The sequence below is a fragment of the Rhodanobacter sp. FW102-FHT14D06 genome (assembly GCF_043950705.1).
Classification (GTDB): domain Bacteria; phylum Pseudomonadota; class Gammaproteobacteria; order Xanthomonadales; family Rhodanobacteraceae; genus Rhodanobacter.
This window is the reverse complement of sequence record NZ_CP170722.1, coordinates 4,067,299-4,091,767: the sequence shown is the minus strand read 5'-3', so window position 1 is coordinate 4,091,767 and position 24,469 is coordinate 4,067,299. Positions and strand designations below refer to the sequence as shown.

At 65.7% G+C, this 24,469-nt stretch carries 19 protein-coding genes; 16 read left to right on the top strand and 3 right to left on the bottom strand.

The window, feature by feature from the left end; genetic code table 11:
* Positions 1–71: 71 nt before the first annotated feature.
* The 11 genes from ACFCQI_RS18605 to ACFCQI_RS18555 all read left to right on the top strand — a co-directional run bounded on the left by ACFCQI_RS18605 (position 72) and on the right by ACFCQI_RS18555 (position 11,609).
* Positions 72–596, top strand: a complete 525-nt coding sequence (locus ACFCQI_RS18605; RefSeq protein ID WP_395119164.1) for a glycine zipper 2TM domain-containing protein — start codon at positions 72–74, stop codon at positions 594–596.
* A 396-nt stretch (positions 597–992) separates the two neighbouring features.
* The gene (locus ACFCQI_RS18600; RefSeq protein ID WP_395119162.1) at positions 993–2,000 is read left to right on the top strand and encodes an N-acetylornithine carbamoyltransferase; all 1,008 of its coding nucleotides are present in this window, start codon (positions 993–995) and stop codon (positions 1,998–2,000) included.
* A gap of 6 nt (positions 2,001–2,006) precedes the next feature.
* Positions 2,007–2,627 (top strand): FMN-binding negative transcriptional regulator, encoded by a 621-nt coding sequence (locus ACFCQI_RS18595; RefSeq protein WP_395119160.1) that lies wholly within the window; start codon positions 2,007–2,009, stop codon positions 2,625–2,627.
* The gene (locus ACFCQI_RS18590; RefSeq protein ID WP_395119158.1) at positions 2,624–3,097 is read left to right on the top strand and encodes an OsmC family protein; all 474 of its coding nucleotides are present in this window, start codon (positions 2,624–2,626) and stop codon (positions 3,095–3,097) included. The genes ACFCQI_RS18595 and ACFCQI_RS18590 overlap by 4 nt, the downstream gene beginning before the upstream one ends.
* A gap of 22 nt (positions 3,098–3,119) precedes the next feature.
* A complete protein-coding gene (locus tag ACFCQI_RS18585; protein ID WP_395119156.1) occupies positions 3,120–4,313 on the top strand; it encodes an argininosuccinate synthase in 1,194 nt (397 codons plus the stop codon).
* Complete coding sequence (locus ACFCQI_RS18580; RefSeq protein ID WP_395119154.1) at positions 4,310–5,443, top strand: acetylornithine deacetylase; 1,134 nt, start codon at positions 4,310–4,312, stop codon at positions 5,441–5,443. The genes ACFCQI_RS18585 and ACFCQI_RS18580 overlap by 4 nt, the downstream gene beginning before the upstream one ends.
* 16 nt (positions 5,444–5,459) lie before the next feature.
* Positions 5,460–6,779: an acetylglutamate kinase gene (locus ACFCQI_RS18575; protein ID WP_395119152.1), complete on the top strand. Its 1,320-nt coding sequence runs from the start codon at positions 5,460–5,462 to the stop codon at positions 6,777–6,779.
* A 3-nt stretch (positions 6,780–6,782) separates the two neighbouring features.
* The gene (gene argC / locus ACFCQI_RS18570; protein WP_395119150.1) at positions 6,783–7,745 is read left to right on the top strand and encodes an N-acetyl-gamma-glutamyl-phosphate reductase; all 963 of its coding nucleotides are present in this window, start codon (positions 6,783–6,785) and stop codon (positions 7,743–7,745) included.
* 108 nt (positions 7,746–7,853) lie between these two features.
* Positions 7,854–9,149, top strand: coding sequence for an argininosuccinate lyase (argH, locus tag ACFCQI_RS18565; protein WP_395119148.1), 1,296 nt, complete (start codon positions 7,854–7,856; stop codon positions 9,147–9,149).
* 13 nt (positions 9,150–9,162) lie between these two features.
* Positions 9,163–10,350, top strand: a complete 1,188-nt coding sequence (proB, locus tag ACFCQI_RS18560; protein WP_395119146.1) for a glutamate 5-kinase — start codon at positions 9,163–9,165, stop codon at positions 10,348–10,350.
* Complete coding sequence (locus tag ACFCQI_RS18555; RefSeq protein WP_395119144.1) at positions 10,347–11,609, top strand: glutamate-5-semialdehyde dehydrogenase; 1,263 nt, start codon at positions 10,347–10,349, stop codon at positions 11,607–11,609. Before proB ends, ACFCQI_RS18555 begins: the two co-directional genes overlap by 4 nt.
* An 18-nt stretch (positions 11,610–11,627) precedes the next feature.
* On the opposite strand, the gene ACFCQI_RS18550 is transcribed toward ACFCQI_RS18555, so the two are convergent.
* The 3 genes from ACFCQI_RS18550 to ACFCQI_RS18540 all read right to left on the bottom strand — a co-directional run bounded on the left by ACFCQI_RS18550 (position 11,628) and on the right by ACFCQI_RS18540 (position 16,501).
* Positions 11,628–12,671 (bottom strand): tellurite resistance/C4-dicarboxylate transporter family protein, encoded by a 1,044-nt coding sequence (locus ACFCQI_RS18550; protein ID WP_395119142.1) that lies wholly within the window; start codon positions 12,669–12,671, stop codon positions 11,628–11,630.
* Positions 12,672–12,750: 79 nt separating this feature from the next.
* Positions 12,751–15,057: a transferrin receptor-like dimerization domain-containing protein gene (locus ACFCQI_RS18545; RefSeq protein WP_395119140.1), complete on the bottom strand. Its 2,307-nt coding sequence runs from the start codon at positions 15,055–15,057 to the stop codon at positions 12,751–12,753.
* 4 nt (positions 15,058–15,061) lie between these two features.
* Complete coding sequence (locus ACFCQI_RS18540) at positions 15,062–16,501, bottom strand: hypothetical protein (RefSeq protein WP_395119138.1); 1,440 nt, start codon at positions 16,499–16,501, stop codon at positions 15,062–15,064.
* Between the two features lie 166 nt (positions 16,502–16,667).
* On the opposite strand from ACFCQI_RS18540, the gene ACFCQI_RS18535 reads away from it, so the two are divergent.
* From ACFCQI_RS18535 to ACFCQI_RS18515, 5 genes are all read left to right on the top strand, one after another.
* Positions 16,668–17,441 carry a class I SAM-dependent methyltransferase gene (locus ACFCQI_RS18535; RefSeq protein ID WP_395119136.1) on the top strand — a complete coding sequence of 258 codons (774 nt, stop codon included), beginning with the start codon at positions 16,668–16,670 and terminating at the stop codon, positions 17,439–17,441.
* 117 nt (positions 17,442–17,558) lie between these two features.
* Positions 17,559–17,753: an oxidoreductase-like domain-containing protein gene (locus ACFCQI_RS18530; protein ID WP_395119134.1), complete on the top strand. Its 195-nt coding sequence runs from the start codon at positions 17,559–17,561 to the stop codon at positions 17,751–17,753.
* A gap of 479 nt (positions 17,754–18,232) precedes the next feature.
* A complete protein-coding gene (locus ACFCQI_RS18525; protein ID WP_395119132.1) occupies positions 18,233–21,682 on the top strand; it encodes a hypothetical protein in 3,450 nt (1,149 codons plus the stop codon).
* 86 nt (positions 21,683–21,768) lie between these two features.
* Positions 21,769–23,718 (top strand): RHS repeat-associated core domain-containing protein, encoded by a 1,950-nt coding sequence (locus tag ACFCQI_RS18520; RefSeq protein ID WP_395119130.1) that lies wholly within the window; start codon positions 21,769–21,771, stop codon positions 23,716–23,718.
* Positions 23,719–24,116: 398 nt separating this feature from the next.
* Complete coding sequence (locus ACFCQI_RS18515; RefSeq protein ID WP_395119128.1) at positions 24,117–24,458, top strand: hypothetical protein; 342 nt, start codon at positions 24,117–24,119, stop codon at positions 24,456–24,458.
* Positions 24,459–24,469 lie beyond the last annotated feature (11 nt).

Sequence of the window (24,469 nt, the reverse complement as noted above, 5' to 3'; positions counted from 1 at the left end):
TATTCATAGTGAATTTGCTGCAATGCTGCCAGTCCGCGCGTGGCGTGGAACGTGCATCACGGGAGCAGGTCATGGTCAAGCTATGGGTTTCCGCGTTGGTGCTGGCCATGATGGCGGCCGGCGCGCACGCGCAGAATGCGCCGTACCCCAACGATGACGGCAATGCCCACTACGGCTGGGCCGACGTGCTGCGCGCCGACCCGGTGCATGGCGTGACGCGCACCAACGTGCCGCGGCAGGAGTGCTACGACCAGCAGGTGGTGCGCCACGAGGGCGGCAACAGCACCGCCGGCACGGTGCTGGGCGCGGTGATCGGTGGCGTGCTGGGCAACACCGTGGGCAAGGGCGACGGGCGCAAGGCGGCGACGGTCGCCGGTGCCGTGGCCGGTGGCGCGATCGGCAACCGCAGCACGCGCGGTCGCGATTACGAGAGCACGCAGACCCAGTGCCGCGAGGTGAACACGGTCAGCGAGCAGCGCCGGATCATCGGCTACGACGTGGAATATCGCTATCGCGGCGAGGTCTACATGTCGCGGCTGGACTACGATCCGGGCGAGCGCCTGCGCGTGCGGGTTTCCGTCACCCCGGTGGATTGATCCCGACTTCCGCTCATCCACCCCGCCGCCCCTCTCGGGCGGCGATTTTTTTTCAGACGCCGATACTTGCCGGACAGGCACTGACCTGGCGCAGATTTTTGTTGCATGGCAGCGAAATTCTCGCCATGATAGCCGCCGACCACCCGGAACATCGCATGTCTTCAGCCGTCTATACCGCCACCGTACTTACCAGCGCCCGCGCGGCCGCTGGCATGACGTCGCGTGCGCGCCGACCGATGACTCGACATCCGGCCGGGTAGGCAGTCGCACGCGTTTCTTGTGCATCGACGACAAACCCGGCCCTTGTGCCGGGTTTTTTGTTGGTTTATTTCACGCGGATCCATCCGCAACACCCCGGCCATCCATGGCCGGACTCTTCAATAAGGCATCGACTTCATGATCATTCGGCATTTCTTGACTACCCAGGATTACAGCCGCGCCGAGATCGACGCGCTGCTGGAGCAGGCCGCCGTGTTCAAGCGTTCGCCGCGCGGCCAGCAGCTCGCCGGCAAGTCGATCGCGCTGCTGTTCTTCAATCCCTCCATGCGCACCCGCACCAGCTTCGAGCTGGGTGCGTTCCAGTTGGGTGGCCACGCGATCGTGCTGGCGCCGGGCAAGGACGCGTGGCCGATCGAGTTCGAGGTCGGCAGCGTGATGGACGGCGATACCGAGGAGCACATCGCCGAGGTGGCGCGGGTCCTGTCGCGCTATGTCGACCTGATCGCGGTGCGCGCGTTTCCGAAGTTCCAGGACTGGCAGGTGGACCGGCAGGACAAGGTGATCAAGGCGTTCGCCCAGTACGCCACGGTGCCGGTGATCAACATGGAGACGATCACCCACCCCTGCCAGGAGCTGGCCCACGCGCTGGCGATGAAGGAACACCTGGGCGACCTCACCAGGAAGAAATACGTCCTGACCTGGACCTACCACCCGAAGCCGCTGAACACCGCGGTGGCGAATTCCGCCCTGCTTATCGCTACCAAGATGGGCATGGACGTGACCCTGCTGTGCCCCACGCCCGACTACGTGCTGGACGAGCGCTACATGGCGTTTGGCCGTCTGAACGCCGAGCAGAACGGCGGCTCGCTCAAGGTCAGCCACGACATCGAGGAAGCCTACGCCGGCGCCGACGTGGTCTACGCCAAGAGCTGGGGCGCGCTGCCGTTCTTCGGCCAGTGGGACAAGGAGAAGCCGATCCGCGAGGCCAACAGGCACTTCATCGTCGACGAGGCGAAGATGGCGCTGACCAACCATGGCCTGTTCAGCCATTGCCTGCCGCTGCGCCGGAACATCAAGGCCACCGACGCGGTGATGGATTCGCCCGCCTGCATCGCCATCGACGAAGCCGAGAACCGCCTGCACGTGCAGAAAGCGGTGATGGCGTCGCTGGTCGGACGGGGTTGAGCAGCCATGTACATGCCGAAGCATTTCGCCGAAACGCGCGTGGAGGTCCTGCACGGGCTGATCCGCGACTATCCGTTCGCCACCGTGGTGGCCAAGGCGGCGGACGGCCTGGTCGCCAACCACCTGCCGTTCGAGCTGGTCGGCGGGCTGCTGCACGGCCATGTCGCGCGAAGCAACGAACTGGCGCGGCTGGACGGCGCCGAGGTGCTGCTGGTGTTCCAGGGGCCGGACGGCTACATCAGCCCGAACTGGTACCCGACCAAGCAGGAAACGCATCGCGAGGTGCCGACCTGGAACTACGCGGTGGTGCACGTGCATGGCCGCTTGAAGGTGATCGACGACGCGGCCTGGCTGCGTCGCCTGCTGGAAACCCTGACCGATCGCCATGAGGCCGGCCAGCCGCAGCCGTGGAAGATCACCGATGCGCCGGACGACCACATCGAAAAATCCCTGCGCGCGATCGTCGGCCTCGAAGTCGCGGTCGAGCGCATCGAGGGCAAGTTCAAGCTCAACCAGAACCACCCCGCGCGCAATCGAGCCGGCGTGATCGCCGGCCTGCGCGAGCGCGACGGCGATGGCGACGCGGAACTGGCCGCATTGATGGCACAACAGGAGCAAGCATCGTGAATCATCCACATCACTATCACGTCGAGGTGGAATGGACCGGCAACCTCGGCACGGGCACCGACGGTTATCGCAACTACAGCCGCGACCATGTGATCCGCATCGCGGGAAAAGCCGAACTGGCCGGCTCGTCCGATCCGACCTTTCGCGGCGATGCCACCCGACACAATCCGGAAGACATGCTGGTCACCGCGCTGTCGACCTGCCACATGCTGTCCTATCTGCACATGGCCACCGTGGCCGGCGTGGTGGTGACGGCTTATACCGACGCCGCCGAAGGCACGATGGTCACCGAGGGCGACGGCGGCCGCTTCGTCGAAGTGGTGCTGCGTCCCGTGGTGACCATCAGCGCCGCCAGCGACCCGGCCAAGGCCGAGGCGGCACACGAGACCGCGCACCACGCCTGTTTCATCGCCAACTCCGTGAATTTCCCGGTGCGCTGCGAGCCGCGCACCGTCGTCGCATCCGACTGAATCAATCCAGGATCTGCAAGCCATGAGCAAAGACATCGTCCTCGCCTTCTCCGGCGGCCTCGACACCAGCTTCTGCGTGCCTTACCTCAAGGAGCAGGGCTGGGCCGTGCATACCGTGTTCGCCGACACCGGCGGCGTGGACGCCGAAGAGCGGGCCTTCATCGAGGCCCGCGCAAAGGAACTTGGCGTGGCCAGCCACGTCACCATCGACGGTGGCCCGGCGATCTGGGCCGGCTTCGTCAAGCCGTTCGTGTGGGCAGGCGAGGGCTACCAGGGCCAGTACCCGCTGCTGGTGTCCGACCGTTACCTGATCGTCGAAGCCGCGCTGAAGCGCGCCGCCGAACTGGGCACGAAGGCGATCGCGCATGGCTGCACCGGCATGGGCAACGACCAGGTGCGGTTCGACCTGGCGGTGAAGGCGCTGGGCGACTACCAGATCGTGGCGCCGATCCGCGAGATCCAGAAGGAAAACACGCAGACGCGCGCCTACGAACAGAAGTTCCTGGAAGAGCGCGGCTTCGGCGTGCGCGCCAAGCAGCAGGCCTACACCATCAACGAGAACCTGCTCGGCCTGACCATGTCCGGCGGCGAGATCGATCAGTGGCAGGCGCCCGGCGCCGGCGCGGTGGGCTGGTGCAAGCCGCGCGCCGAATGGCCGTCCAAACCGCTGCAGGTGAAGATCGGCTTCGTCAACGGCGAGGCGGTGACGCTGGACGGTGAGGCGATCGCCGGGCACGCCATGCTGGCGAAGCTCAACGGCCTGTTCGCGCAGTACGGCGTGGGCCGCGGCCTGTACACCGGCGACACCACGATCGGCCTGAAGGGCCGCATCATCTTCGAGGCGCCGGGCCTGACCGCGCTGCTCGCCGCGCACCGCGCGCTGGAAGAGGCCGTGCTCAGCAAGCAGCAGAACCGCTTCAAGCCCGAGGTGGCGCGCAAGTGGGTGGAGCTGGTCTACGAGGGCTTCTTCCACGATCCGCTGAAGACCGACCTGGAGGCGTTCCTGGCGTCCAGCCAGTCCACCGTCAACGGCACGGTGACGCTGGAAACGAATGGCGGCAGCGTCGGCGCGGTGGCGGTGGAGTCGAAGCACATCCTCAACGCCAAGGGCGCCACCTATGCGCAGTCGGCCGACTGGGGCGTGGAGGAGGCCGAGGGTTTCATCAAGCTGTTCGGCATGAGCAGCACGCTGTGGGCCGAGGTCAATCGCGGATGAGCACGCTGCTCGATGCCACGTTGAAACACCTGGCGGCGCTGGTCGGTTTCGACACGCGCAACCCGCCGCGCGCGATCGACACCGGTGGTATCTTCGACTACTTGCGCGCGCAGCTGCCCGGCTTCGACGTGACGGTGACCGATTTCGGTGCCGGCGCGGTGGCCCTGCACGCGGTGCGCGGCGAGCCGAAGGTCCTGTTCAACGTGCACCTGGACACCGTGCCGGACTCGCCGGCGTGGACGGCCGATCCGCACGCGTTGCGGGTCACTGCCGATCGCGCGATCGGCCTGGGCGCGTGCGACATCAAGGGGGCGGCGGCGGCGCTGCTGGCGGCGGCGAATGCCAGTCACGGCGACCTGGCGCTGCTGTTCACCACCGACGAGGAGGCGAACGACGCGCGCTGCATCACCGGCTTTCTGCGCGAACCGCACGCTTACGACGCAGTCATCGTGGCCGAGCCCACCAAGGGCGAGGCCGTGCTGGCGCACCGCGGCATCCAGTCGGTGCTGATGCGCTTTGCCGGCCACGCCGGACACGCCTCGGGCGAGCAGAAGCCGGGCGACAGCGCACTGCACCAGGCCGTGCGCTGGGGCAACGCGGCGCTGGATTTCGTGGCGGCGCAGTCGCACGAGCGCTTCGGCGGCCTCACCGGCCTGCGTTTCAACATCGGCCGCATCGAGGGCGGCATCAAGGCGAACATGATCGCGCCGACGGCGGAAGTGCGCTTCGGCTTTCGCGCCTTGCCCACGATGAATCCGGATCACCTGCTGATCCGATTCCGCAATCTGGTGGAACCGCAGCCGGTGGAGTTCGCCGAGACTTTTCGTGGCGCCTCGCTGCCGGCCGGCGATACCGCCAACGCCGAGGCGAACCGGCTGGTCGCGCGCGACGTGGCCGACGAGCTGGGCATCCCGGTCGGCAACGCGGTGGACTTCTGGACCGAAGCGGCGCTGTTCTCCGCCGCCGGCTACACCGCCTTCGTCTATGGCCCCGGCGATATCGCCCAGGCGCACAGCGCCGACGAGTGGGTCGCGCTGGATCAACTCGAACACTATGCGCAAACGGTTTATCGAATCGTTGAGAAGTCCGGCCAGGGACGGCCGGTTTTTGACCCCCGCGATCATGGATGAGCGCAAGGAACAAACAATGGACACGGCTAGGCACAACACCCGCAAGACCATCGTGCGCCTGCTTTCGAGCATGGGCAGCGCGAAGGAAATCCAGCAGTACCTCAAGCGCTTCTCCGAGGTGGACGCCAAGCGCTTTGCCGTGGTCAAGGTCGGCGGCGCGGTGCTGCGCGACGAGCTGGCCGATCTCGCCTCGTCGCTGACCTTCCTGCAGCAGGTCGGCCTGACCCCGATCGTGCTGCACGGCGCCGGCCCGCAGCTGGACGAGGAACTGGCTGGCGCCGGCATCGAGAAGCACACCATCGACGGTCTGCGCGTGACCTCGCCGAAGGCGCTCGGCATCGTGCGCCGCGTTTTCCAGCAGCAGAACCTGAAATTGGTCGAGGCGCTGCAGTCGATGGACACGCGCGCCACGTCGGTGGCGACAGGCGTGTTCATGGCCGACTACCTGGACCGCGATACCTACGGTCTGGTCGGGAAGGTCCGCAGCATCAACCTGGCGCCGATCGAGGCCAGCCTGCGCGCGAACTCCATCCCGGTGATCGCCAGCCTGGGCGAAACCGACGAAGGGCAGATCCTCAACGTCAACGCCGACTTCGCCGCGAACGAACTGGTGCGCGTGCTGCAGCCGTACAAGATCGTGTTCCTCACCGGCACGGGAGGCCTGCTCGACGAGCACGGCAAAGTGATCGATTCGATCAATCTGAGCACCGAGTTCGATCACTTGATGGCGCAGCCTTGGATCAACGGTGGCATGCGCCTGAAGATCGAGCAGATCGCCGACCTGCTGGCCGACCTGCCGCTGACCTCGTCGGTGTCGATCACCCGCCCGTCCGAACTGGCCAAGGAGCTGTTCACCCACAAGGGTTCCGGCACCCTCGTGCGACGCGGCGAGAAGGTGCTGCGCTTCGACTCCTGGGACGGCGTGGACCGCGCGCGCATGCGCGGGCTGATCGAGTCCAGCTTCGGCCGCACTTTGGTGCCGGACTATTTCGAGCGCACCAGGCCGATGCGCATCTACGTCAGCGAGAACTACCGCGCGGCGATGATCCTTGTCGAGGAGGACGGCTTGCCGTATCTCGACAAGTTCGCCGTGCTGGACGACGCGCAGGGCGAAGGCCTGGGCCGCGCGGTGTGGCAGGTGATGCGCGAGGAGAATCCGCGGCTGTTCTGGCGCTCGCGCCACGGCAATCCGGTCAACCCTTTCTATTACGCCGAGTCGGATGGCTGCATCAAGCAGCCGCGCTGGAAGGTGTTCTGGTACGGCATCGACGGGTTCGACACGATCTCCCGTTGCGTGGCGCATTGCGCGCAACGTCAGCCGACACTGGTGGATTGAGCCATGCACACGAACAGGAAAACGGTAGGCATCGTCGGCGCGCGCGGCCATACCGGCATGGAACTGATCCGCCTGATCGCGGCGCACCCGCTGCTGCAACTGGCCTTCGTCTCCTCGCGCGAACTGGACGGCCAGCGAGTGGCCGATCACGTCGACGGTTTCGCCGGCGAACTGCGCTACGCCAGCCTGGACCCGGCCGCGGTGGTGGCGCAGGGCGCCGACGTGGTGATCCTGGCGCTGCCCAACGGCAAGGCGGCGCCGTTCGTCGAGGCGATCGACGCGGCGAAGCCGGACACGTTGATCCTCGACCTTTCCGCCGACTACCGCTTCGATCCGTCCTGGTACTACGGCCTGCCGGAACTCACCCGCGACAAGTGGCGGGGCGAGAAGCGCATCAGCAACCCCGGCTGTTACGCCACCGCAATGCAGCTCTCCATCGCGCCGCTGAAGGACCTGCTGGCCGCGCCACCGGTGTGCTTCGGCGTCTCCGGCTATTCCGGCGCCGGCACCACGCCGTCGGACAAGAACGATCCGGAAAAACTGCGCGACAACCTGATGCCGTACGCGCTCACCGGTCACATGCACGAGAAGGAGGCCTCGTTCCGGCTCGGCGTGCCGGTGGAGTTCATGCCGCATGTGGCGCCGCACTTCCGCGGGCTCACCGTCACCACCAACCTGTATCTCACTCACCCGCTGAAACGCGATGACGTGCTGCAGCGTTTCCATGCCGCCTACGACGGCGAGAAGCTGGCCGTCGTGACCGACGAGGCGCCGTGGGTCAGCCGCATCGCGCACCGCCACCATGCCGAGGTCGGCGGCTTCGCGGTATCGGCCGACGGCAAGCGCGTGGTGATCGTGGCCACGCTGGACAACCTGCTGAAAGGCGCCGCGACGCAGGCGATGCAGAACATCAACCGCGCGCTCGGCGTGGACGAATACACCGCGATTCCAGTGGAGCAGGAGTGAGGGAAGAGGAGTGAGGAGTGAGAGAGAAGCTCACACTCCCAGCGCTCCCGCCCCCTTCGCTCTTGATCTCTCTCACTTCTCACTCCTCTCAACTCACTTCTGGCTACCATGACCCAACCCCTCTGGCAAAAAGCCGGCATCCGGATCGACGCGAAGATCATGCAGTTCCTCGCCGGCGACGACGTGCTGCTGGATCGCGAGTTCTTCCTGCACGACATCACCGCCAGCAAGGCGCACGTGGAAGGGCTGGCCAACATCGGCGTGGTCAGCACCGACGAAGCCGCCGCACTGAAGCGCGAGCTGGATGCGCTGGCCGCTGATTTCACGAGCGGCGCGTTCGTGCTGGACGAGCGCTACGAGGACGGCCATTCGGCGATCGAGGCCCGCCTCACCGAGCGCCTCGGCGACGCCGGCCGCCGCGTGCACACCGGACGCAGCCGCAACGACCAGATCCTGGTTGCCACCCGGCTTTGGCTGAAGGACAAGCTGGCCGCGCTGGAGGCGCATTGCCGCGCCATCGCCGGAGTCTGCCTTGAGCGCGCGTCGCAAGAAGCCGTGCCGATGCCCGGCTACACCCACCTGCAGCGTGCGGTGGTGTCGTCCACTGCAATGTGGTTCGCCGGTTTCGCCGAGGGCTTCATCGACAATGCGCTGCGCGCGCGGCAGACGATGACGCTGATCGACGCCAACCCGCTCGGCACCGCCGCCGGCTACGGCGTGAACATGAAACTCGACCGCGAGCACACCACCCGGGCGCTCGGTTTCGCGCGCATGCAGATATCGCCGATCTACGCGCAGCTGTCGCGCGGCAAGTTCGAGATGGCCGTGCTGGAGGCGATCGGCGGCGCGCTGCTCGACCTGCGAAGGATGGCGTGGGACCTGTCGCTGTTCACCACCGCCGAATTCGACTTCGTCAAATTGCCGCCCGAGTACACCACCGGCAGCTCGATCATGCCGAACAAGCGCAACCCCGACGTGATCGAACTGCTGCGCGCCAGCTACGCCAGCGTGGCCGCCGCGCGGACCGAGATCGAACAGCTGCTGTCGCTGCCGTCCGGCTACCAGCGCGACCTGCAGTTCTCCAAGGGTTCGCTGTTCCACGGCGTGCGCCACGGCCTAGGCGCGCTGGAGCTGGTACCCGACCTGCTGGCACGGTTCGAGTGGAACGAGCTGGCGATGCGCGCCGCGATCGAGCCGGCGATGTACGCCACCGACGTGGCGATCGAGCAGGCCGCGGCCGGCGTGCCATTCCGCGATGCGTATCGCGCGGCGGCGGAAACCGCGGCCTCCGCAGGGCAGGGGCGCACGCCCGAAGGCAGCCTCGCCGCACGCGTCTCGCCGGGCGCGGGCAACGACCTGCGACTGGATGAATTGCGCGTTCGTCTGCGCGCACTCGACGGCTGAGAGGCCTCAGGGCATGGCGATGATCGACACGAAGAAAGTGCGCGACGTTTTGCCCGAACAGGTGTTGCCCAGCTGGCGTCGTGCCGTGCTCAAGGTGGGCAGCAACCTGCTCGCCGCCGACGGCGGCGGCCTCACGTCACGTTATGCCGAGGCGCTGGCTGCCTTCATCGCCGCCAGCCATGCCGAAGGCCGAGAAGTGGTACTGGTGTCTTCCGGCGCGGTGGCGGCGGGGCGTGCGCTGCTGCGCCAGCATACGCGCGACAGTGGCGACCTCGCCGCGCGGCAGGCGCTGGCCGCGCTGGGGCAGGCGCCGATGGTCGCACTATGGCAATCGCTGTCCGCGCGGCCGGTGGCGCAGGTGCTGCTGACCCACGACGACCTGCGCAACCGCCGTCGTTACCTCAACGCGCGCGCCACCCTGCGCGAGCTGCTGCAGTTCGGCGTGTTGCCGGTGGTCAACGAGAACGACACCGTGTCGGTGGACGAACTGAAGCTCGGCGACAACGACAATCTCGCCGCGATCGTGGCCGCGCTGGTCGACGCCGACCTGCTGCTGATCGCCTCCGACGTCGATGCGCTGTACAGCGCCGACCCGCGGCGCGATCCCGCGGCCGTGCCGATCGCGCAGGTGGCCGCGCTGACCCCCGACATCGTCGCGATGGCCGGTGACAGCGGCAGCGCGGCCGGCACCGGCGGCATGCGCACCAAGCTGCAGGCGGCAGCGAAAGCTGCCGCCGCCGGCATCCCCACGGCCTTGTTCAGCGGGCGCGAGGCGGCCACCGTGCAGGCACTGCAGCGCGGGCAGTTGCGCGGCACGCTGATCGCCGCGGCTTCCACGCGGCTGCAGGCGCGCAAGTACTGGCTGCGCCACGCACCCGCGGCACCGGGCCGCATCCGTATCGACGCCGGTGCGGTGAAGGCGCTGGCCGGCGGGCGCGTCTCGCTGCTGCCGGGTGGCGTGCTTGGCGCCGACGGCGAGTTCCACCGCGGCGACCTGGTGGAGATCGTCGACGCGGACGGTGCCGCCGTCGCGCGCGGACTCAGCCAGTACGGCGCCGCCGAAGTGCGCCGTCTGGCCGGCCGGCACAGCCGCGAGATCGACGGCGTGCTCGGCTACAGCTACGGCGACGAGGTGGTGCATCGCGACGACCTCGTCGGCATGCATCGCCCGGTCGCGTCCGGGCAGGAGATCAGCACATGAGCACGATCCGCGAACAGGCACTCGCCTGCCGCAACGCGGCGCAGGTAGTCGCGGCGCTCGACACGGGGACGAAGCGCGCGTTGCTTCGCGACATGGCCGCGGCGCTGGAAGCGCAGTCCACCGCGGTGCTGGCAGCGAACGCCGAAGACGTGCAACAGGCCGCGGCGAAAGGTGTGCAGGGCGCCATGCTCGACCGCCTGCGGCTGGACCAGGCACGCGTGGCCGGCATCGCCAACGCGCTGCGCGAGGTCGCCGAACTGCCCGATCCGGTCGGCGTGACGACCCGCCGCGAGACACGGCCGAACGGGCTGTCGGTGGAGCGCGTGCGTATCCCGCTCGGCGTGATCGCGATGATCTACGAGGCGCGCCCGAACGTCACCGCCGACGCCGCCGCGCTGTGCCTGATGGCCGGCAACGCGGTGATCCTGCGCGGTGGTTCCGAGGCGATCCATTCCAACACCGCGATCGCCGCGGCGCTGAAGTCGGCACTGGAGGCGCACGGCGTGCCGACCGCCGCCGTGACCCTGGTCGACGACCTGCGCCGCGAGACGATGGTCGAACTGCTGCAGCTGGTCGACATCGTCGACCTTGTGATTCCGCGCGGCGGCGAAGGCCTGATCCGCTTCGTTGCCGAACACGCGCGCGTGCCGGTGATCAAGCACTACAAGGGCGTCTGTCACCTGTACGTGGATTGCGCCGCCGACCTCGACCTGGCGTTGGACCTGCTGCTCGACGGCAAGACCTCGCGCCCCGGCGTGTGCAACGCGCTGGAGACGTTGCTGGTGCATCGCGACGTCGCCGCCGCCTTCCTGCCGCGCGCGGTGGCTGCCTTGCGCGAGCGCGGCGTCGAGCTGCGCGGCGACGAGCGCAGCCGCGCCCTGGTGCCCGACATGCGCGCGGCGACCGACGACGACTACGCCGCCGAGTTCCTCGACCTGATCCTCGCCGTGCGCGTGGTCGACGACCTCGACACCGCCATCGCGCACATCCGTCGCCACGGCTCCGACCACACCGAAGTCATCGCCACCGCCGAAGAAACCGCCGCGCAACGCTTCGTGCAGGCGATCTGTTCCGCCGTGGTGATGGTCAACGCCTCCTCCCGTTTCAGCGACGGCGGCGAGCTGGGCCTGGGCGCCGAGATCGGCATCTCCACCACGCGCCTGCACGCCTACGGGCCGATGGGCGCCGAGGCGCTGACCATCGAACGCTTCGTGCTGCGCGGCGACGGCCAGGTGCGGCACGCCGAAAGCCGCCGGTGAAGGCGCGCATCGTGCGCCTCAGCCCCGCACGAAGGCGCGCCGCCAGTGCCGCAGTGCACCGGCCGCCACCAGCAACCAGGCCAGCAGGCTGATGTAGACGCCGAGGTCGGACACCGGCTGCAGCAGATCCAGGTCGAGTGCCTGTGCCAGCGCGTTCGTGCCGACCGTGTACATGCCCAGCGGAAACACGATGTCCCAGTCGTCCACCGCGTAGCGCAGGCGCACGTGGCGCATGCCGTGGCGCCACAGCTCGAGGATCGCCAGCAGCGGAATCCACCAGGTGGCGCTGGCCCAGAAGAACAGGGTGAAGCCCTTGACGAAGGGCACCAGCGCACCGAGCGACGGTTGCGCCGGCGCATGCAGCACCAGCAGGCTGCCGGCCAGCGTGGTGATCGCCAGCGCGCCCATGTTGATCCAGTACGGCGGCGTGAAGCCGCTGGCCGGCAGCGGCAGGAACAGCAGGCGGTAGAAGATCAGCGTGATCAGGATCAGGTACAGCGCCGCACCGACCAGGTACAGGCACAGCGCGGCGAACAGCCAGCCGAGCGCGGGCGTCGCATGGTCGTGCGCCACCAGCAAGGTGATCGCCACCGCCAGCGCCTGCGTCGACACCACCGCCACCAGCCAGCCGCCATTGATGCTGCGCCGGAAGCCGGGCTTGCGCTGGCCGGTGATCACGGCGAGCAGCAGCAGGTACGACAGGCAGCCCCAGCCGACCGCGCCGAGCACGGTCAACGCGACGGCCCAATGCGGCAGCGGAACCACCAGCACACACTGGCTGGCCAGCACACCGCTGGCAGCGACGAAGGTGAGAAAGCCCGCGCCCCGCGCCGGGTTGATGAAGTCGTCCAGCACCTCGCGCCTGGCATGCACGAGACGCAGCGCGTTCAGCGCCAGCAGCAGCACGAAGGCCACCGCGTTCAGCACGAACAGCGCACGCGCCAGCACGGGCATGCCGTGCTGGCCGGCATCGATGGAGACGATGCCGGTGGCCATCACCAGCGCGAACGCGCCGGGGTCCAGCTTGCGGATGCTCGATGGAAGGGTGCGGCTCAGCATCATCGTCCTGGCTCCGGCGAGCGGCCGTACGGGTGACGGCCGGCGGGCGATCCATCCGTGGATTCGCCGTGGTTTGCGCCGGTCAGCTCGACGGGGTCAGCAAACGGGTCAGCTGGTCGAGTTGGGCGCGGTAGTGGTCAAGCACCTGCGCAGTGATCGTTGCATAGCGGTTCGCCTCGTCCCAGCGCCGTGCCTCGATCGCCTCACGCACGCCGGGAACCGTCTTGACGCCGTAGCCGGTGAGCATGCCTGGCGCGTAGATGAAGTGCCGGAACCACGGCCGGCCGGGCAGGCCGTCGGCATCGGTCAGCGCCTGTTCCATCCGGCCCATCTGCCGGTTGATCTGGCGCAGCCGCGCGGCGGGCAGGGCAAAGCCGTCGGCGGCCTGCCGCGCGTAGGCGGCCTGGAAAGCCTTTGCGCTCTGCTCCAGCTGGCTGGCGGCGCGGTCCAGCGGGGCCAGCTCGATCGCCGGCACATCGGAGTCGCGCGCCGGCGGCAGCAGCGGCCGGGTCGGGTCGCTGTCCAGCGCGTAGGCATGCGCGTCGAGCAACTGGTGCTGTTGCGCCGTTGCCTTGCGCGTCTTCTCGATCAGCTTGTGCAGTTCGCCGATGTAGCGGCCCAGGGTCTGGCTGAAATCGCCGAAGCGCAGCGGCAGCACATCGGCATCGGCGCTGCGCAACACGATGTGGCCGGCCACCTTGGCCAGCGCCACGCCGTACTCGAAGGTGGGATCGCCAAAGCGGGCGTAGTGGTCGAACGAGTCGTAGCGCGAGTGATAGATGCCGGCATTGTCGTCCTCGCCGCCGAAGCCCAGGTCGAGCGAGGCGATGCCGAGATGTTCCAGGAACGGGCTGTAATCTGAGCCGGAGCCCAGTGCCTCGATCGGCAAATCGCCGCCGCTGGCTGCCGCCTTGGCATTGGCCTTGGCTTCGGGTTTCGCCTTGGGATCGCTGCCTTCGATCATCAGGTGCGCCCGCCAGCGCTTGCCCACGCTCACGCGGGTTTCCGGATCGGTCACGCCGTCGGCGACCTGGTTGACCAAGTGCTGCAGCGAATGGCTGCCGCCGGCGCCGAGGAAACCGCGGCCGTTGGTATCCGAGTTGATGTAGAGCACGGCCTTGGCCTGCAGCTCCTTCGCGTGCGCCTCGGCCCATTCGGTGGAACCGAGCAGGCCCGGTTCCTCGCCGTCCCAGCTGGCGTAGACCAGGGTGCGCTGCGGCCGCCAACCCTGCTTGAGCAGGCCGCCGATGGCCTTGGCCTCGGCCATCAGGGCCACGTTGCCGGCCAGCGGGTCCCATGCGCCGAACACCCAGCCGTCGTGGTGGTTGCCGCGGATGATCCACTGGTCCGGCGCGCGGGCGCCCTCGATCTTCGCGATCACGTCGTAGATCGGCTTGCGGTTCCAGTCCGACAGCACGGTCAGGTGCGCCTTGGCCGTGCTCGGGCCCACGTGGTAGGTCAGCGGCAGTGCGCCGCGCCAGGCTGCAGGCGCCACCGGGCCGCCCAGCGACTTCAGCAGCGGCGTGGCGTCGGCGTAGGAGATCGGCAGCACCGGAATCTTCAGCAGGGTCTTCGCGTCCTTGATCGCCAGCCGCTTGGCGCCTGGCGTGGAGCCGATGCCGGGGGTCAGCGGATCGCCGGGATATTGCTGCATGTCGGCGACCGAGCCGCGCTGCACGCCTTCGGGCGGGCGCCAGCCGCCTTCGGGCCAGGTGTCGCCCTGGGCGTAGCCGTCATCGTGCGGGTCGGAATAGATCAGGCAGCCGACCGCGCCATGCTCCTGCGCCAGCTTCGGCTTGAGCCCGCGCCAGCCGCCGCCGTAGCGGGTAATCACGATCTTGCCGCGCACGTCGATGCCGCGGCGGGCCAGCTCCTTGTAGTCGTCCGGCATGCCGTAGTTGGCGTAGACCAGTGGTGCGGTGACATCGCCGTCGCCGCCGTAGACGTTGTATGGCGGCAGCGCGCCGGGCAGCGCCGAAGTGGCATCGCCGGCGACCGGCGGCTCGTGCAGGGTGGCGGTGAACGGCTGCGGCCCGAGCAGTTCCAGCGCGACTTTCTTCGGCGTTGGATACAACACCTCGAACGTCTCGATGTGCGCATCCCAGCCCCAGGCGCGGAACTGCTCCAGCATGAACTCGGCATTCGCCTTGTCGTGCGGCGAGCCGACCTGGTTCGGCGCCGATGCCATCTGCTTCAACCAGTCGCGCAGCTCGGCCGGGTCGAGCTGGGCGTCGAAACGTCGTTCCAGGTCGAGTTGGGTGGTGGCGTGCGCGGGCGTGAAGCCGAGCAGGCCGGCTTGCGATGGGGCGGCGGGTTCCGCTCCGATGGCGGCGAAGGTCGCAAGCGCGCACGCCGTGGCAAGCAGTACGCGCATTCTGTGGTGGGTCATGGAATCAGTTCCCCTGGTCGACGGAGGGTTGCGCCACATCGCCGCGAACCGGCGTGGACACGGGCCCGGCAGTGGCTGCCGGGGGCTGGGAGGGCGGTGGCCGCGGGTTGCGGTCCCTGATCGTGACGTTCTGCGAAAACAGCGTGGCGTTGTTCTCGCCGCTGTAGACCACGCGGTACTTGCCGGGCCGCAGGTAGAGCTCGCTGGCGGGCGCCGCGCCGCCGCTGCGCACGCGGTCGCTTGGCACGGCGTTGAGCGGCACCGGATCGAGCACCACGCGATCGGCCGGGATGGCGTCGTTGCCTTCGCTGGCGTAACGCGCCTCCACCATGCAGGGAAAATGCTGGTTGCAGCGTTCGCCATCCACGTAATACGGCTTGCGTTCGCCGCCCAGGCTGAGCCAGGTCGGGCGGCCGCGGCGCATGGATATCGGCGCAAACCACACGCTGACGTCGTAGCCCGGCCGCAACGACCACGGTTTGCCGGCGTCGTCCACGAACACGATGGGGCCGGTCGGTTGCAACTTCTTCATGACCGGCTCGTAGTACGGATGATTGCCGCCGACATCGGGGTGGTCGTACAGCATGGTCTGCTCGACGGTGAGCGGGTCGATGTCGATCAGCCGCCGCAGGTGCTGGGCCATCGAGGCACCGCCCAGGTAGGCGCCGGATTCCTGGATGTGCGCGTAGCCGGCGTTGACCACCACGCGCGCGTCGGGATGGTCCTTGAACACCTGTCGGTACAGGTTGCGCGCCTGCTCCGCTTCGCGTGCGTCGCCGGAGGCATCGGACAGCGCCTCGTAGCCGACCACCTTGTAGCCGAGCCGCAACGCGGTGCGCACCATTTCCGCGCAGACCGGTTCCTGCGTGTAGAAGCCGCTGTCCTTGGTCGGGTATCCGCGCGCCTGCAGCCCCTTGTCGGTCTGGTAGACCGTCTCGGCCGCGAAATAGTCGTAACCCTCGGCGCGCAGTCGCGCCAGCATCTGCACCGTCAGGCTGCGGGTGAGCGGGATGTTGTGCGCCTCGTTGAAGAACACCGCCCGGCGCCCTTTCGCCAGCCGCGCGATCGCCGTCAGGGCAGACTCGGCGTGGTGGACCCCGTCGTCCAGTGGCAAGGGGCGGTCGTCGGGCAACGCTCCCTGCCTGATCGAGAAGCTGGTCGCCGCGTCCGGGTAATCGCCGATGAAGGTCTGATACCAGCTCAGGTACTGGCTGAAAATGACCTGGAAAGCAGGGTCGTTGTTGCCGACGGAGGCGTAGCGCATCACCTGGAACTGGGCCAGCAGGCCATTGCGCTTGTCGGCGTCGCGCATGATCGCCTCGGATTCCTGCGACGCCTTGAGTTGCCTGGCCTGCCAGTGCGCCGGCGATTGCGCATGGCCGGAGCCGGGCAGGCCGGCGATCGCGGCACAGGCGGCGGCGAACAGAATGCTGGTACAGCGCATGGAACCTCCCGTGAGGCGGTGGGTTTGCGTGGCCATCCCGCGGCGGTGGAACCGCAACCCGTGCACGTTACCGCAAGCACCATCGCATGCCTGTGCCTGTCGACACAGTGTCATCACGATCAAAGCGGAGCACAATCGGGAGCCCCGCCTGCCGATGGAGTACGCCATGCGCCACGCCATGCTTGCCCTCCTGCTGACCCTCCCGCTCCCCGCCGTGGCGACCGCCCAGGTTGCCGACCTGCACAGCGGCGCGATCACCGCTGCCGTGCAGAAAGGCGTCGACGATCCGGCGCGCGCGGCGGACCGCCACGAGGATGCGCGCCGCAAGCTGGCGCTTGTCATGACCTTCGCCGAGGTCAAGCCCGGCCAGAACGTGCTCGAACTGGTGCCCGGCAGCGGCTACTGGACGCGGGCGTTCAGCGCCATCGTCGGGCCCACGGGCCACGTCTATACCGTCTGGCCGGACGAGATGGGCAAGTACTCCGCCAAGAGCCTGGCCAACTGGCAGAAGCTGGCGGCCACGCCGCACTACGCCAACGTGAGCGTGCTGCAGCAGCCGGCGGCCAAGCTGAGCGTGCCGATGCCGGTGGACCTGGTATTCACCTCGCAGAACTACCACGACTACCACGACCCGTTCATGGGCCCGGTCGACATGGCCAGCTTCGACAAGCAGGTCTACGATGCGCTCAAGCCCGGCGGCCTGTTCGTGGTGATCGACCACGTGGCCCCCGCCGGCTCCAGCCTGGCCGACACCGACACCTTGCACCGCATCGACCCGGAGGTCGTCAAGCGCGAGGTCGAGGCCGCCGGCTTCGTCTTCGACGGCGAAAGCAACGCCTTGCGCAATCCGGCCGACACGCACACCACCAAGGTGTTCGACAAGTCGATACGCGGCCACACCGACCAGTTCATCTATCGGTTCCGCAAGCCGGCGAAGTAATCACGGTCGCGCGGGGTTGCGCGTAGCGCGCGAGCGGGGGCAGGCTTGGACTTCGCCGTTGCAGTCGGCACCCTCGGAGGGGTGCCGCTGCCGCGCCGCCACGTCCGCAGTGATGCCATGATCCCCAGCGAACCCGAACCGCCAGACGACGATCCCGCCGACCCCATGCCGCAGCGCCCGCCCGAACCAGACGCCACCGACTGCTGCGGCGAGGGCTGCGTGCGCTGCGTGTACGACGTGCATGACGAGGCGCTCGAACGCTACGAACAGGCCCTCGCGGCATGGCTCGCGCGCCGGCGGCCGCAGCCGTGAATACGTCTTAGACCAGAAGGCGCAAGCGTCCCTGTTCATGCCAGCCGCGGCTTGGCGCTGATACCCGGATGGGTGGGGTTGCCCCCGATTGCTCATGTTCCACTCGCGCCATTGGTAGCTCGCATGTCTGCTGGTTGCAGTCGCAAGAACCTGCTTGTTGAACTTGCGACGGAACCAGATCGAGACTGCGCAGAGCGGGCGCGTTGCATCGAGCGCATTCTGGCGAACCGAGGGGGCTGCCGATGTCAGGGACGGTGTCGATCAATCATTGTGGTGCCGGGGAATCGAGCACTGAACTTTCGTTTCATGGGGAAATGCGTTCGCCGAGGAAGAGTCTGACGAGAGAAAATTTATGTCTCTCTTCGCTATCTTCTCCTTCCGCATTGATTGCCGGTCGCATCGGCGGCATCGACCTCTTGGGCTGCTGCATCGAGGGCATCAGCGCCCGGACCACGAGAACGGTTGCGGCGAGGCGCCCCGTGCTTCCGCTGATTCTGGCTGGCCTGCTTGCAGGCTTTTCGGGCGCGGCAGGCGCCCAGGCTCAGGGTCAGCCGGCCAAGCAGATCAACGGGGTTGTTAATTACCCTACGTCGTACGTCACGGCGCAGGTACCCAAAAGCGTCACCAATCTCCCGGAAGTGACAGTAACTGCGCCAGCGCCTCCGAATGGCGTCATGATGCCGTCCACCGGAAACTGGAATGCCTATACAGGCAATGCGTACATCACGCGCAGCCAGACAGTGTCGGCCGTTCCGGCCGACAATAAAGATCCTTGCGACAAAAATGCCGATCCGATCCTTCCAAAAACAGGAACAAAAATCGAGTCGTATACAGATTTCTCAGTGCCCGTGGAAATGGGGCTACGGTACGAACGCTACTACATCTCGTCTGCTACCGGATATCGGCAGTGGACCAACAGCTTCAGCTACTGGTTGGACAATTCGTGTCAATTGACGGGAGGTAACCCGAATACGGGCTTTTGCCAGCAGTTTACGGTGTATACCCCGGATGGCTTGACCATGGTCTTCTACGGCGGGCTGCAGGATATCGCGACATTCACGGAAAATGGGGGCAACGGAGTTGCAACTCTTACGCATAATGCGGATGGCACGTATACCGTGCATGACGAGCATGCGCTGACCGAAATTTATGACGCAAGCGGGGCCATCCAGTCGCTGAAGGACGTATCGGGCATCGGCTGGACCTTCTCCGGTGGCCGGGTGACGCATACGAATGGGCAGTACATCACCCTTGCTTCGCAGAGCACTGGAACCCTGACTTCAAACTTGACCGTGACTGATCCCGATGGAAATAGTTACGTCTATGGTTATGGCGCGGAGCTGAACAGCGTGGCCCTGCCTGGTTCTCCGGAAACAGACATAACCTACAAATACCTCAACAACAATGATCTGCTGAGCGAAATTGACTACAACGGCGCCCCATACGCGTATACCTCCTACACAAGGCTGAGTACTGGTGATACCGCCGGATGGGCCAATGGCACTTATCTGGCGGACAATTCACAGTCCACTTCAATCGCTTATGGCGTCGACGCCGGCGGTCATCCCACCGCGACGGTGACCAATCCATTGGGGCATGTGACCACCAAGGTTTATGGTGGCCCTTCGGGAGAACTCAGTTCGGTCAGCAATGACGCTGTCGCCGATTGCGGTTCGACGATCAAGTCCATGAGCTACGACGCGAACGGCAATCCGTCGCAGACCGTCGACAACAACGGCAACGTCCACACCTACACTTACGCCGCCAACGGCCAGTTGCTGACGGAGACTGAGGCTTACGGCACCGCGCTCGCGCGCACCACGGACTACACGTGGGATCCGAACCCCCAACTCAATCGACTGTCGACCGTCACGGTCGAAGGCTGGTCGAAGACGGCGTACACCTACAACGCCCAGAACCGCTTGGCGTCGGTGGCGGTCACCAATCTGTCCGGCAACGGCGTAGCGGGCCAGACGCTGACGACGAGCTACGCCTACACGCTTTATCCCAACGGGATGGTCCACACCCGGGTCGTGACACAACCGTCGCCGAACGGGAGCGACAGCACCACGTACACATACGATGCGTTGGGCAACTTGGCGACGGTCGCGAATGGCTTGGGCCAGACCACCTCCTACAGCAACTACAACGGGTTGGGCGAACCGGGGCATGTGGTGGGTGCGAACGGTGATGCCACCGATTTTGTCTACGATGCGCGCGGTCGGGTTGCATCCCGGACTACGCACCCGAATGGCGTCGCGACGACCTGGACATACGCTTACGACGGCTTCGGCTTGCTGTCCCAATTGACTGCACCCGACGGAGAAATCACGGCGTGGAATCGCGATCCCGAGATGCGCGTCACCAGCATCACGCACAACGACAAGGATGGAACGGCGCTCGAAACCTTTGGCTACGATGCCAACAACGATGTCACCAGCGACGTCGTGAGTCGTGGCGGCGTGACGAGTTCCTCGCGGCATGTCGTCTACGATGCGCTGGCGCGACCGTATCAGGTGCAAGGCAATCACGGCCAAGTGACGACCTACAGCTATGACGGCAACGGCAACGTATTGTCGATGACCGATGCGGCGGGCCATGTCACTTCGTACCAGTACGATGCGCTCGACCGCGTCACGCAGAAGACCGAATCCGGCGGTGCAAGCCCGGCGATGCCGGCTACCGCGCCCTCGTTGAGCCTGCCCTCAAGCAGCACCAACGGCAATTACTCGGTGAGCTGGACGACGGTCAGCGGAGCAGCTGACTATGAGCTGCAGGAGCAGCTCAACGGAGGGTCATGGGCCATCGTGCAACGTTCTGCGGCAAACGGATGGAGCGCCAGCGGGAAGACGAACGGAACCTATGGTTACCGCGTCCAGGCCTGCAATGCCACCGGCTGTGGTCCCTGGAGCGCCACGCAGGCAATCACCGTGTCCATCCCCACGGCCCCCGGCGCGGCGCCGATCCTGACGGTGCCGGGCAGCAGCGCCACCGGAGCCTATGCGCTCAGCTGGACCACGGTCAGTACCGCCAGCAGTTACCAGCTGCGGCAACAGTTCAATGTAGGGAGCTGGTCGACCGTGCAGAGCTCGGCTGCGACCAGTTGGAGCGCCAGTGGCGAGGGTAGCGGGAGCTACGGTTATGCGGTGCAGGCTTGCAACGCCGTCGGCTGTGGTCCATGGAGCGCGACCGGTACGGTGGTGGTGACGCTGCCGCCACTTCCCGCCACGCCATCGCTCAGCGTGCCGGCCACCAGCAGCACAGGCAACTACGCCGTGAGCTGGGGCGCCGTGAGCGGGGCAGCCAGCTACGGTTTGCGAGAACAGGTCAATGGCGGTAGTTGGACAGTCGTGCAGAACTCCGCTGCGACCAGTTGGAACGTCAGTGGGCAGGGCGACGGCACTTACGGTTACGAAGTCCAGGCTTGCAATGCTGGTGGCTGCAGCGCGTGGAGCGCGCCACGAAATACAACAGTCACCATCCCCGTGCCCATCGCAATCAACGGGCAAGCGTATTCGGTGAACTACGTCATCCCGATGCAGACGTCGGCGTCGGTTTCAATCGGCTTTGAAATCACGGGCGGCAACACCTGGAAGGTGTTCACCACCAAGCCGGGCGTGGGGAATGGCGGTGTGGTGGTCGCCTCGGGTGCCGTGCCTGCTACGGCGAGCACGGTGCAATTCACCTGGGTCCAGCAAGGCCCGCCAAGTGGCGACTCTACGTCGGGCGGTACCGTGAGCAATCCGGCCAGTTCGCCAGTGGCACTGGGCACCAACCCGATAAGCCAGTACACCAGTGGAACCTACAGTTACCGCATTGATGTGGTGGGGATGCAGTATCAGCTGCGCGTGGACTTCTTCAACGCGGCAGGTGCCAACGTGTCCAGCTCCACTTGCACGTTGACGGCAACCATGGCGGGGTCAAACTGATGCTGCCCCGTCACCTTGTTCGACCATCGGCGGCTATGCCGCGCGATGGAGCTGAAGCTCGCTTCGCCGGGCGGAGGATGTCTCGCATGGAAGCTGCTCAGGGTTATCGATTGTCGTGCGCCGCCTTGTTGCTTGGCGGGCTCCTGATGAGCCAAGCTGCCTTGGCCAGCCCGATGGTGACGAAGTACGCCTACGACGCAGGGGATCACGTGGTCGCCGTGACCGACCCGCGCGGCTTGGTCACCGCCTACAACTACGACGGTCTGGGCCAACTGTTGGGCCTGTCCAGCCCTGACACCGGCACTACCACCTATGGCTACGACGCCTATGGCCGGCGCACCAGCCTGACCCGCGCCAACAACGTCCCGACCACCTATGGTTACGACAGCCTCAACCGGCTCGTCAGCGTCAGCGCCGGTGGGCTGACACAAACCTTCACCTACGATAGCTGCACGAATGGCATCGGCCGGTTGTGCTCGGATAGCGATGCCACCGGCAGCACGAGTTATGGCTACACACCGGAGGGGTGGATCACCAGCCGGTCGTTCACCCTCGGCAGCACCACCTATGCAATCGACTACGGTCACGACGCAATGGGCCATGTCAGCACCGTGACCTACCCGGACGGCAACCAGGCCCATTACGCCTATAGCCACGGCGTAGTCTCTGGCCTGACGCTCACGATGGGCAGCACCACGGTCAACGGGGCCACTGCCATCACCTATCGTCCCATGGACGCCGGCATGGCCGGCTGGACCGCGAGCAACGGGCTGGTCACCGCGCTGGGCTACGACACCGATGGCCGGCTGACCGGCATCGGCGTGCCGGGGGTGGAAAGCTTGGGCTTCAGCTACGACGTGGCCAATCGTCTTACGGGCATCGACAACGCGCTTGATGGCACGCTGAGCCAGGATTTCGGCTACGACGAGCAGTCGCGGCTGGTGTCGGTGTACTCCGGCGCCGACAACGAGAGCTTCCAGTACGACGCCAACGGCAACCGGCTGATGCAGAGCGGCACCGTCGACACGGTCAGCACCACCAGCAACCGACTGGCCAGTGCCGGCGGCATCTCCTACGGCTACGATGCGCTAGGCAATACCACGACGGTCAATGGGGCTGCCACGTACCACTACAACGCCTTCGATCGGCTGGACAGTGCGGGCGACATGGCCTACTACGTGAACCCCGAAGGGCAGCGACTACGCAAAACGGGTACAGCGGGAACGACTTGGTTCGCGCCCGACCAGAGCGGCAGTCTGCTGGCGGAAAACGACAGCGGCGCGTGGATCGACTACGTCTGGCTCAACGGGCGGTTGATCGGGCGTATGGCGAACCAACAGGCCTATGCGATCCACGATGACCAGGTGGGGCGGCCACAGGTGATGACCGATGCCAGCCAGAACATCGTGTGGCGAGCGCAGAACCTGGCGTTCACGCGGAACGTCACGATCGCCAGCGTGACGCTCAACCTGGGCTTTCCGGGGCAGTATTACGATGCCGAGACGGAGCTATGGCACAACGGATTCCGGGACTACGACAGTTTGCATGGGCGGTATGTGGAGAGTGATCCGATTGGGTTGATGGGTGGGGTTAATACGTATGCCTATGTGGCCAATAACCCACTGACGGGCGTTGATCCGTATGGCCTGTGGGCTCTGTCAGGTTCCTTTTTTGATTTGGTTGGTGGAGGTTTTGAAATTACTGGTGAAGGTTGGCATGTATCGTCAATTTCATTTTCTGGAGGGGTTGGCGTAGGTGGGGGTCTCTCGCTTGACCCAAAGGCTGAGCCAAAAAATAAGGAAACTGATCCGTGCGCAAAATCAGGTTCGAATGCAATAGGTTTGTTTTCTAAGGCAGGAGCTTCGTATAATGGCATAGGTGTCGATTTGTCTGCGGAAGGTGGCGTCAATGTCGACGCTGCTGGAAATTTTCACCAATATGGCGGCGGCGGTTTGAACGGCCCTTCATTTTCTAGACCGGAGGCCGGTGGGGACCTTGAGGCTTCCGGAGGCATTGTGTTGACACACTATTTTTAATTTATGAAAAGATTATTTCCGTGGATAATTATGTTGGCTATGGCTGGTTTTCTTTCCGGATGGGTATACGTCACCCATAGCGATCCTTACAGGGTTGGGTTGATTTGGATTAAAAATAGCCAAGAAGTCAGTGCTGAAGTCGGGATAATCAGGAACGTTTATCCAGACATAAGTAGATACAGGATTTCTAGCGCGGGAGCTATGAGTCAAGCGCATTTTTCAGTTTTTGTTTACGGAAGTAGGAGACTGGACAGGGTTGATCTTTTTGTCCAGAAAAATGAAAAAAAAAGCTGGCACGTCGTTAAAGCTATTGAGGATGGTAAAGAGGTGGTCGTTAGATAGTGGTGTCCGTTCTTTGCGTGAACTCCCGGTCTCATTGCAGCCCCTCTTGAATCACCATGACCCCTCGAATTGCCACATCGCTCGCATGCAAACTGACCGGCTACCGTTGGCTCCTTCTTTCGATCGCCGTCGGTGCGCTGGCAATTTTGCTCGCAGCAATCGTCGCGCTGCACAAGCCGGGGCTTGATATCTTTTGTTTTGCCGCGATGGGACCTCTGGTGTTTCTTCCTTGGGGATTGTTTTGTGCGTGTCTGTGGTTCGGGCCTCACGGCAAGTACCGACAGCCAAACCCGGCTGCGCCCGGCTTCGTCCGCGTGATTGGCTGGATTGCCGCTGTGCTCTTGGGCATCTACGTCGTCAGCAGTGCGATCCTTTGGCCGCTCGCTGTCGCAAGCTGACGGCATGGCTC